At 58.6% G+C, this 10,025-nt stretch carries 9 protein-coding genes; all 9 read right to left on the bottom strand.

Annotated elements, in window-relative coordinates:
• Positions 1-202 precede the first annotated feature (202 nt).
• The 9 genes from msrQ to mrcB all read right to left on the bottom strand — a co-directional run bounded on the left by msrQ (position 203) and on the right by mrcB (position 10,023).
• Positions 203-823: a protein-methionine-sulfoxide reductase heme-binding subunit MsrQ gene (msrQ, locus tag BFP92_RS01000; protein ID WP_065911204.1), complete on the bottom strand. Its 621-nt coding sequence runs from the start codon at positions 821-823 to the stop codon at positions 203-205.
• The gene (gene msrP, locus BFP92_RS00995; RefSeq protein ID WP_065911203.1) at positions 823-1,836 is read right to left on the bottom strand and encodes a protein-methionine-sulfoxide reductase catalytic subunit MsrP; all 1,014 of its coding nucleotides are present in this window, start codon (positions 1,834-1,836) and stop codon (positions 823-825) included. Before msrP ends, msrQ begins: the two co-directional genes overlap by 1 nt.
• A gap of 63 nt (positions 1,837-1,899) precedes the next feature.
• On the bottom strand, positions 1,900-2,757 hold the full coding sequence (pssA, locus tag BFP92_RS00990; protein WP_056859782.1) for a CDP-diacylglycerol--serine O-phosphatidyltransferase: 858 nt from the start codon (positions 2,755-2,757) through the stop codon (positions 1,900-1,902).
• Positions 2,758-2,901: 144 nt separating this feature from the next.
• The gene (gene ilvC / locus BFP92_RS00985) at positions 2,902-3,918 is read right to left on the bottom strand and encodes a ketol-acid reductoisomerase (RefSeq protein ID WP_003176099.1); all 1,017 of its coding nucleotides are present in this window, start codon (positions 3,916-3,918) and stop codon (positions 2,902-2,904) included.
• Positions 3,919-3,965: 47 nt separating this feature from the next.
• Entirely contained in the window at positions 3,966-4,457 is a 492-nt protein-coding gene (ilvN, locus tag BFP92_RS00980; RefSeq protein ID WP_003176102.1) for an acetolactate synthase small subunit, read from the bottom strand.
• A 2-nt stretch (positions 4,458-4,459) separates the two neighbouring features.
• A complete protein-coding gene (locus BFP92_RS00975; RefSeq protein WP_065911210.1) occupies positions 4,460-6,184 on the bottom strand; it encodes an acetolactate synthase 3 large subunit in 1,725 nt (574 codons plus the stop codon).
• Between the two features lie 431 nt (positions 6,185-6,615).
• Positions 6,616-6,945, bottom strand: coding sequence for a YqcC family protein (locus BFP92_RS00970; protein ID WP_065911202.1), 330 nt, complete (start codon positions 6,943-6,945; stop codon positions 6,616-6,618).
• Positions 6,945-7,682, bottom strand: a complete 738-nt coding sequence (locus BFP92_RS00965) for a tetratricopeptide repeat protein (RefSeq protein WP_065911201.1) — start codon at positions 7,680-7,682, stop codon at positions 6,945-6,947. The genes BFP92_RS00970 and BFP92_RS00965 overlap by 1 nt, the downstream gene beginning before the upstream one ends.
• A gap of 16 nt (positions 7,683-7,698) precedes the next feature.
• Complete coding sequence (mrcB, locus tag BFP92_RS00960) at positions 7,699-10,023, bottom strand: penicillin-binding protein 1B (RefSeq protein WP_056859778.1); 2,325 nt, start codon at positions 10,021-10,023, stop codon at positions 7,699-7,701.
• Positions 10,024-10,025: the final 2 nt, after the last annotated feature.

Raw genomic sequence — 10,025 nt, 5'->3', positions numbered from 1 at the left:
TCTCTCGTTAGCGGGAGGCGAATTCTACAGCGTTACACGCTGCTGTCAACACCTCTTTTTCAACTCCCTTTTGGCTCCGATGAACTGAAGCAACTTGCTGCCGAAAACTTCATAACTCTTTGTTTACCAAGAAGTTTTTCGTTTCGACTGCGCCGGAAGTGGGGCGAATTATAGACAGATATAAAACGCCGTCAATCCTTAATTACGCTTTTGTTGCAGAAAGTGGTTTTTTCGCAATAAGGCGGGGAATCCGGCGCATCACTGGCGGGATCCGCAGCACCAGCAGCAGCGCCCCTATAGATGCATAGATAGCCCACTCCTTCAGGTCGGCCCGCACAATCCACAACATATGCAACAAACCGAGCCCAAGAATTACGTACACCAGTCGGTGCAGCTTCTTCCAACGGCTGCCCAACCGACGCTGGCTATAGCGATTGGACGTCACTGCCAGTACCAACAGGCCAAGGAAACCCAACGCACCGACAATAATGTAGGGCCGTTTACGCAGCTCCACGCCGAACTGCGACCAATCCAGCCCCAGGATGAATACGCAATACGCGGCCAGATGCAGCGCCACATACGCAAAACACCACAGCCCCAGTTGTCGGCGCACGGCAATCCACCCTGCCCACCCGCTGAGCTTCTGCAGCGGCGTCATGCTCAACGTGATCAGCAACAGGATCAAGGTGCCAAGCCCCAACCGATCCATCAACACTTTGCCTGGATCAGGCCCGAGCACAGCACTCCATGCCCCGTACAGCCAGAAAAATGGCCATATCGCGGCCGCTATAAAGACGCCAACGCGCCAGATCGGATAAAGCATCAGTAATTCTTCCGCAGATCCAGGCCCGTATAGAGAGAGGCGACCTCATCCGAATAGCCGTTGAACATTTGCGTCTCGCGCACATTCGGGCTGAACAGACCGCTCGGCAAACGGCGCTCACGCGCCTGAGTCCAGCGAGGGTGGTCGACGGTCGGATTCACATTTGCGTAGAACCCATACTCATTGGCCGCAATGCTTTGCCAAGTCGTCTTCGGCTGCTCGCTGACCAGACTGATCCGCACAATCGACTTCACGCTCTTGAAGCCGTACTTCCACGGCACAACCAGACGCAATGGCGCGCCGTTCTGGTTCGGCAACTCCCGCCCATACATCCCCACGGCCAGGATCGCCAACGGGTTCATTGCCTCATCCAGACGCAGCCCTTCTACATAAGGCCAGTCGATCAAGCCGAAGCTGGAGCGCTGCCCCGGCATGCTTTTGGGATCCTGCAGCGTTTCAAAGCGGATGTACTTGGCTTTAGCGGTCGGCTCAACCTGCTTGAGCAAGGCTGAAATAGGAAAACCCATCCACGGGATCACCATCGACCACGCCTCGACACAACGCAGACGGTAGATACGCTCTTCCAATTGATAAGGCTTCATGAAGTCTTCCAGGGCATAGCGCCCAGGTTTACCGACTTCCCCATCAATCACCACACTCCAGGGTTCAGTCTTGAGTGAACCGGCGTTCTTTGCCGGGTCGCCCTTGTCCGTACCGAACTCATAGAAGTTGTTGTAGTGGGTGGCATCCTTGAACGGCGTGATGGCTTCGTCTTTTACCGTAACCGCCTGCCATTGGGTCTTGGGCAGTTTCTCGGCAAACCAGCCTGGGGCATTACCCGGCTCGACATCGGCATAACGCGCCGCATCGTCGGCACTGGCCCAACGCGGCAGCGCAGTGGCAGCAACGCCTGCCAGCGCACCGCCGAGCACGCTGCGACGAGAAAGATAGAAGGATTCAGGCGTGACATCCGACTCGTGACAATCGGACGCTTTAGGGATCTTGATTAACATGGCAACTCCGCAGCATTGGAGAACTGATGCACCAATAGACTGCGGAGTATGGGGGAAATTACATTAAGGCAATGTTTTGTCGCGGCGCAGATGCAACAGGTATTGAATCGGCCCCGAAGCGGCGTACACCAGGAACGCCAACAGCAGAATACGCGGCGGATCGCTGAAGACCACCGCAAACACCAGCACCACCACCAGGATCGCCACGAAAGGCACGCGCCCCTTGAGGTCGAACTCCTTGAAGCTGTTGTACTTGATGTTGCTGACCATCAGCATGCCGGCGGCTGCAACCATCAAGGCCACCAGGAACGACATCTTCGACCCCTGGATGCCGTAGTCACTGAACGCCCAGACAATACCGGCCACCACACCTGCCGCCGCCGGGCTGGCCAGGCCGATGAAGTAACGCTTGTCGGCAGTCCCCACTTGGGTGTTGAAGCGCGCCAGACGCAACGCCGCGCCGGCGACATAGATGAAGGCAACCATCCAGCCGACCTTGCCCATATCCCCCAGCGCCCAGGCAAACGCCAGCAGTGCCGGGGCAACGCCGAAGGCCACCATGTCCGACAGCGAGTCGTACTCGGCACCGAAAGCGCTTTGGGTATTGGTCATGCGCGCCACCCGGCCATCCAGGCCGTCGAGCACCATGGCCACGAAGATGGCGATAGCGGCAAAGCCGAAATACTTGCTGGCACTCGCCGCATCACCCGCCGCCAATGCGCTTTGCGCGCTCATGGAGTTGATAATGGAGTAGAACCCGGCAAACAGGTTGGCCGTAGTAAACAGATTGGGCAGAAGATAGATACCACGATGCCGGACCTTGCGACCTTCCGCATCATGCCCTTCTTCGACATGCTCATCGATCGGTAGCAGGCTTTCGGCGTCAGAAGCCTGGTTTGGCTCTTCGGGACGTTCGGTCATGGACTTTACCTTGCAACGGTGTGAAAAGAATTCGACAAATACTTGCAGCGCGTGTTCGCCCGCAAACGATGCAGCTTTATACCAGAACCCGCCCCCAAACGAAAAAACGCGGCCTAAGCCGCGTTTTCTCTTGATGCGTACGACTTAGTTTTTGGCTTTGTCGACGATCTTGTTGGCACCGATCCACGGCATCATGGAGCGCAGTTGCTCGCCGATCACTTCGATACCGTGAGCGGCGTTGTTACGACGCTTGGCGGTCATCGAAGGGTAGCCGGTAGCGCCTTCGCTGATGAACATTTTGGCGTATTCGCCGTCCTGAATACGTTTCAGGGCGTTGCGCATGGCCTGACGGGATTCGGCGTTGATCACTTCCGGGCCGGTCACGTACTCGCCGTATTCGGCGTTGTTGGAGATCGAGTAGTTCATGTTGGCGATACCGCCTTCGTACATGAGGTCAACGATCAGCTTCAGTTCGTGCAGGCATTCGAAGTAGGCCATTTCCGGCGCGTAGCCAGCTTCAACCAGGGTTTCGAAACCGGCCTTGACCAGCTCAACGGTACCGCCGCACAGAACGGCTTGTTCGCCGAACAGGTCGGTTTCGGTCTCGTCCTTGAAGGTGGTTTCGATGATGCCGGTACGACCGCCACCAACGCCAGCGGCGTAGGACAGTGCAACGTTTTTGGCGTTGCCCGAAGCGTCCTGGTAGATCGCGATCAGGTCAGGGATGCCGCCGCCTTTGACGAACTCGGAGCGCACGGTGTGGCCCGGTGCTTTCGGCGCGATCATGATCACGTCGAGGTCAGCGCGTGGCACAACCTGGTTGTAGTGAATGGCGAAGCCGTGGGAGAAGGCCAGGGTGGCGCCTTTCTTGATGTTCGGCTCGATTTCGTTCTTGTAGAGCGCGGACTGGAATTCGTCCGGGGTCAGGATCATGACCAGGTCGGCAGCTGCAACGGCGGAAGCAACGTCAGTCACTTTCAGGCCGTGGGCTTCAGCCTTGGCAACAGTCGCCGAGCCTTTGCGCAGGCCGACAGTCACGTCAACGCCGGAATCTTTCAGGTTGCACGCTTGGGCGTGGCCCTGGGAACCGTAGCCGATGATGGCGACTTTCTTGCCCTGGATGATCGACAGGTCACAATCTTTATCGTAATAAACTTTCATGAGGTTCCTCTATATATCCAGGCCGTAAGGCCATTCGCTAATTTGGGTTAGATGCTGAGTACTTTGTCGCCACGGGCAATCCCGGTGACACCACTGCGTACCGTTTCCAGAATCGAGGCCGTCCCGATCGACTGGATGAAGCTGTCCAGCTTGTCGCTTGTACCGGTCAGTTGAACGGTATAAACGCTGGCGCTTACATCAACGATCTGCCCGCGATAAATATCGGTAGTCCGTTTGATCTCGGCACGTTGGGCACCCGTCGCCTTGACTTTAACCAGCATCAGCTCACGCTCGATGTGGGCACTTTCCGATAAGTCGACAAGCTTGACCACTTCGATCAGTTTGTTGAGGTTTTTGGTGATCTGTTCGATCACCTCATCGTGACCAACAGTCGTCAACGTCAGGCGCGACAGGGTCGGGTCTTCGGTTGGTGCTACAGTCAGGCTTTCGATGTTGTAGTTGCGTTGCGAAAACAGGCCGACAACACGAGACAGAGCGCCGGGTTCGTTCTCCAGAAGCAGGGAGATAATGTGCCGCATGATTAGGTACGCTCCGTCTTGTTCAGCCACATGTCGCGCATAGAGCCGTCTTTGATCTGCATCGGGTAGACGTGCTCGCTGGTGTCCACTTGAATATCGAGGAACACCAGGCGGTCCTTCATGGCGAACGCCTCTTCCATCTTCGGCTTCAGATCTTTCAAATCAGTGATGCGCATGCCGACGTGGCCGTAGGCTTCAACCAACTTGATGAAATCCGGCAGCGATTCCATGTAGGAATGGGAGTGACGGCTGTTGTAGCTCATGTCCTGCCACTGACGAACCATGCCCAGCACGCCGTTGTTCAGGCACACGATCTTCACCGGAAGACCGTACTGCAGGCACGTCGACAGCTCCTGGATGTTCATCTGGATGCTGCCCTCACCCGTCACGCAGGCGACGTCAGTGTCCGGGAAGCTCAGTTTCACACCCATGGCCGCTGGGAAACCAAAGCCCATCGTGCCCAGGCCACCGGAGTTGATCCAGCGGTTAGGCTTGTCGAACGTGTAGTACTGCGCAGCGAACATCTGATGCTGGCCCACGTCGGAGGTCACAAAGGCATCGCCCTTGGTCACTTCGCACAGGGTTTCGATCACGGTTTGTGGCTTGATGATGCTGCCGTCGCCCTTGTCGTAAGGGAACAGGCCGCGGTCGCCGCGCCATTCATCGATCTGCTTCCACCAGCTGGCAACCGATTCCTTGTTCGGCGTTTCGCCGATGTCCTTGAGCGCCGCAACCATTTCGGTCAACACGCTTTCTACCGGACCTACGATCGGCACGTCGGCCTTGATGGTCTTGGAGATGGACGCCGGGTCAATGTCGATGTGGATGATCTTGGCATTCGGGCAAAACTTGCTCGGACCGTTGATCACACGATCATCAAACCGCGCGCCCACCGCCAGGATGACGTCGGCGTGGTGCATGGTCAGGTTGGCGGTGTAGCTGCCGTGCATGCCGAGCATGCCGACGAACTGACGGTCCGTACCCGGGAATGCGCCGAGGCCCATCAGGGTATTGGTCACCGGCAGGTTGAGCAGTTTGGCCAATTCGGTCAGAGGTGCAGAACCGCCGCCCAGAATCACGCCACCGCCGGAGTACAACACTGGGCGCTTGGCCGCCAAGAGCATTTCTGCCGCCTTGCGGATTTGCCCCGAGTGCCCACGCACGGCCGGGCTGTAGGAGCGCAGCTTGGCTTTTTTCGGGAAGACGTATTCGAACTTTTCCGCCGGGTTGGTCATGTCTTTCGGGATATCGACCACCACAGGGCCCGGGCGACCGGACTGTGCGAGGTAGAAGGCCTTTTTCATGACTTCCGGGATTTCCGACGCATGCTTGATCATGAAGCTGTGTTTCACGATCGGCCGGGAGATACCGATCATGTCGGTTTCCTGGAATGCATCGGTACCGACCATGGTGCTGGGCACCTGGCCAGAAATGATCACCATCGGGATGGAGTCCATATAGGCAGTCGCGATGCCGGTAATGGCATTGGTTGCGCCTGGGCCGGAGGTTACCAGTACCACACCGGCTTTACCGGTGGCACGGGCATAGCCGTCAGCCATATGGGTCGCGGCCTGTTCGTGGCGAACCAGGATGTGGGTAACAGCCGGTTCCTTGAACAGTGCGTCGTAAACATGCAGCAGAGCACCACCTGGGTACCCGTAGATATAGTCGACGCCTTCGTCACGCAAAAAGCGGACGAGCATCTCACCGCCAGATAAAAGCTCCACGTTGTTCACCTCTAAAACGCCAGAATACCGTCCGTTAAAAACCGACGGGTCTTAATAGGTTTACTTCTCAACAGAGCATGAGCGACGGTGGTCGCCGACTACGTCAGCACTGACTGAGCAAGTATTGGGATCGTCCCAAGTGTTGCGGGCTTTTCCCACCCAGCGCGAGGTAACGCGTTGCGGGTGTTACAGGTCGGCGCGGATATGCGCCTCATGATCTGCTGAGCGGGCCTGCTTCTGGCAGTCCCGATACAGCGGACTTTGGATTCTTCTGTTTCAGCCCCTTCAAGTCAAGCAATAATTGCGCTTTTTTCCAACTAAGCGCATGAGAACGAAGATTAAAGGGGTTTGAGGAGGGATAAAACTCGCCTGAATGTCGTCACGCGGTAGAAATGTGCGCAAGACTGCCGGAAAACCCGGCAGTCAGGCAATTAACGAGCGTCGACGATCAATTGGTCGAACTTTTTCAGCGCATTGCGTAGGCCAAGGCTCTCAAGCGGGCGATCGGCGTAAACCATCTCCGCCATCTCAAGAATCCCTGATGCATTGGGCAACGGCAGGTCCTGCTCGAGGATCTGCTTCATGCGCACCAGGAAGATCCATTGCAACCACTGGTGAAAGTCCAGCGTATCCACCGAAAACGGTTCGACACTGCCAAGCGCTTCAGCGCTGGGGGACACTTCGTCCCACCAACCCTGCACGCGTAACTCACGTTCAATCAGCAACAGCTGTTCGGCAATTGCCGGAAACCGTGCATCCATCAGAGGCTGACCTTGGCTTTTTGCCGCGCCTGGGCAGCACCGGCGGCGTCGCCTTGTGCGGCACGCGCGTCACCAATCAAAGCCCACAGGTTGGCTTGCAGGTCCGGGCGACCGTTGGCCAACGTCAGGCCGCGACGGGCGAACTGCTCGGCTTGCGGCGCGTCGCCCTGGGCCAGGCGCACCTGGGCCAGACGATACAGCACTTGCGGCTCACGCGGCGCCACACGCTGGGCGCGCTCAAGGCTCGACGATGCCCCGTTCAGGTCCCCCCCCGATTGTTGCTGCTGGGCGGTGGTCAACAGAGCCAGTACCGGCCCGTCCAGCTGCTCGTCAGCCGACAGGCCGCCCGCGTTAGACGAAGACGGAATACCGCTCGGCGTCGACGGCGGCATGTTGTAAGTGCCCTGGTTGATCGGCGCGGTCTGGATCGGCGCGGAGCCAGCCGGCCCCGATGTGCTTGGCCCTGGCGTCCAAGGCTCGGCACTGATCGGCGCCGACGTCGCAGCACCGCCGCCCGGCACCATCACCACCACACCCGAATCCTGCGGTATGGACTGAGGCGTAGCCTGGGCAGGACGCTTGACCACGGTCTGACGGAAACCGCCAGTGGCCGAGATACGGTCGTTATTGGAAACGTTCGTGCTTGAGTCCACCACGGGAATGGAACCGCGCTGCACGCTGGAGCAACCGCCGAGCATAACCAGGGCGGTAATAGCTGGAATCCACAACTTGTTCACTTGAAACCCTCTTTGCTTAATGCATCCAGCCCTTGACCCAATCCATCACCGAATCCGCGTCAGCGGGGGCACTGCCACCGCACGCAGCACCAGCAGGTGGCTCGCTGCCGCGAATATACGGCATCTGTACCGCCCCCGGACAGTTGGCGTCGGAGCCTTGTCCCGTGTGCGGATCAATCCACGCCTGCACGATGTTGTCCGGCTGCGGCATGTTAAGCGGCAACGGATCGGCCTTGCGCATGAAACTGGTCCACACCTGCAGCGCACCGGTAGCACCGGTGAACGGGGTTTTGCCGTTATCGTCGCGGCCCAGCCACACCACGGCCAGCACATCCTGGCCGAAGCCTGCGAACCAGCTGTCACGCGAATCGTTACTGGTGCCGGTCTTGCCCGCCAGCGTCAGGTTCGACGGCAGCACGCTGTAGACCGAACGCCCGGTGCCTTCACGCATCACGCGCTGCATGGCGTTCTGAATCAGGTAGATGGAGCCCGCGTCAAAGCGCTGCTGGATCTGGAACGGGTAACGCTTGAGCGGTTCGCCCTCGGCGGTCAGCACACTGCGAATGCCGCGCATCGGGGTATTGAAACCACCGTTGGCGAGGGTCTGGTACATCGTCGCCACTTCCATCGGGGTCATGGCGCCAGCGCCCAGCAGCATCGATGGGAACGCCGGGAACTCACGGGTGATGCCCAGTCGCCCCAGAGTTTTCAGCACATTCGGCACGCCCACTTCAAGCCCAAGGCGCGAGGTGGAGATGTTGTAGGAATGCGCCAGCCCCTGGTACAGGAACACAGTGCCGTGGGAGCGACGATCAAAGTTCTGCGGCGTCCACACCTGGCCATCCGCCCCTTTGACCGACAGCGGGTCATCCGACAGCCAACTGGTCAGGGTGTATTTGCTTGGTTTTTCCAGGGCCGTGAGGTAGACCGCCGGTTTGACCAGCGAGCCGATCGGCCGCACCGCATCCAGCGCACGGTTGAAACCGGCAAAACTGGCCTGGCGGCTGCCGATCATGGCTTGCACTTCACCGGTTTCCGGGTTGGTTACCACCATCGCCGCTTCGACTTCATCCGAGCCTTTGCGGCCGGTCAGGCGTTTAAAGGTGTCGTTGACCGACGCTTCGGCTTTCATCTGCAGGATCGGGTCGAAACTGGTGAAGATCCGCAGGCCTTCTTCGGTCAAGTCTTCGTCGCGGTAGTCTTCACGTAGCTGGCGTTTGACCAGATCGATAAAGCCCGGGAACGAACTGTCGGCCAGCTTGCCGCGAGTGGTAACACCCAGTGGCATTTTTTTCGCCGCCGCGACTTGTTCAGCGGTGGCCACGCCCTGCTGCTCGAGTACATCCAGCACCAGGTTACGGCGCTCAAGCGCACGTTCCGGGTTACGGCGCGGGTTGTAATAGGACGGGCCCTTGACCATCCCCACCAGCAACGCGACTTGATGCAATTTCAATTCGGACAAAGGCTGGCCAAAGAAGAACTGGCTGGCCAGGCCGAAACCGTGCACGGCGCGTTGGCCATCCTGGCCGACGAAGACCTCGTTGAGGTAAGCCTCGAGAATCTCCTGCTTGCTGTAATGCAGCTCCAGCAGCATGGCCATCATGGCTTCGGTGAGTTTACGGGTCAGGCTGCGCTCATTGGTCAGGTAAAAGTTCTTGACCAATTGTTGCGTGAGCGTACTGCCGCCCTGGGTCATCTTGCCGCCGGAAGTGTTAACCCAGATGGCGCGGGCGATCGACTTGGGCGACACACCCCAGTGGCTGTAGAAATCGCGGTCTTCAACGGCGATCAGCGTATCGAGCAGGTACGGTGGCACCTGATCGAGCTTGATCAGGATGCGATCTTCGAGGTTTTTGGGGTAAATACCGCCGATCATCAGCGGTTCAAGGCGTACCACGGGCAGCTTCGAGCCATTGAGCGACGACAGCTCGGCTACGTAATCGCCGGAGAAGCGCACGCGCACCGGCTGGGCTTTCTCCAGGCCTTCATAGAACTGGAAGCCACGGGTATTCAGGTCGACGGTATTGCCGCTGACCGCTGCGGCGCCAGGGCCGTTGCTCACGGGTTCGCGGCGATAGCCCAAGGCGTCGAGTTCGGTAAGGAAGTCTTCCTTGCTCAGCTTTTGGCCGGTGAACAATTCCAGCGGGCGTGCATACACCTTGGCCGGGATGGTCCAGCGCTTGCCGGAGAATTTCTCCTGGACCACGGCGTCGAGGTACACCGCGAAGCCTGCGAGCACCACAAGGCCTACCAGGCTTAGCTTGATGGCCCAGCCCAGCCACGGGCGCAGGCCGCGTGAAGGAGGTTTTTTACGGGAACGGGGAGATCGGGTTCGAGTCATGG

The sequence above is a fragment of the Pseudomonas sp. 58 R 3 genome (assembly GCF_900006605.1).
Taxonomy (GTDB): Bacteria; Pseudomonadota; Gammaproteobacteria; order Pseudomonadales; family Pseudomonadaceae; genus Aquipseudomonas; species Aquipseudomonas salomonii.
This window is presented reverse-complemented; position numbering and strand designations above follow the sequence as displayed.

Bases quoted from the DNA above. Each gene is read 5' to 3' on its own strand.
- pssA (WP_056859782.1), bottom strand. From the start codon at position 2,757: ATGACCGAACGTCCCGAAGAGCCAAACCAGGCTTCTGACGCCGAAAGC.
- ilvC (WP_003176099.1), bottom strand. From the start codon at position 3,918: ATGAAAGTTTATTACGATAAAGATTGTGACCTGTCGATCATCCAGGGC.
- msrQ (WP_065911204.1), bottom strand. From the start codon at position 823: ATGCTTTATCCGATCTGGCGCGTTGGCGTCTTTATAGCGGCCGCGATA.
- ilvN (WP_003176102.1), bottom strand. From the start codon at position 4,457: ATGCGGCACATTATCTCCCTGCTTCTGGAGAACGAACCCGGCGCTCTG.
- mrcB (WP_056859778.1), bottom strand. From the start codon at position 10,023: ATGACTCGAACCCGATCTCCCCGTTCCCGTAAAAAACCTCCTTCACGC.
- msrP (WP_065911203.1), bottom strand. From the start codon at position 1,836: ATGTTAATCAAGATCCCTAAAGCGTCCGATTGTCACGAGTCGGATGTC.
- BFP92_RS00970 (WP_065911202.1), bottom strand. From the start codon at position 6,945: ATGGATGCACGGTTTCCGGCAATTGCCGAACAGCTGTTGCTGATTGAA.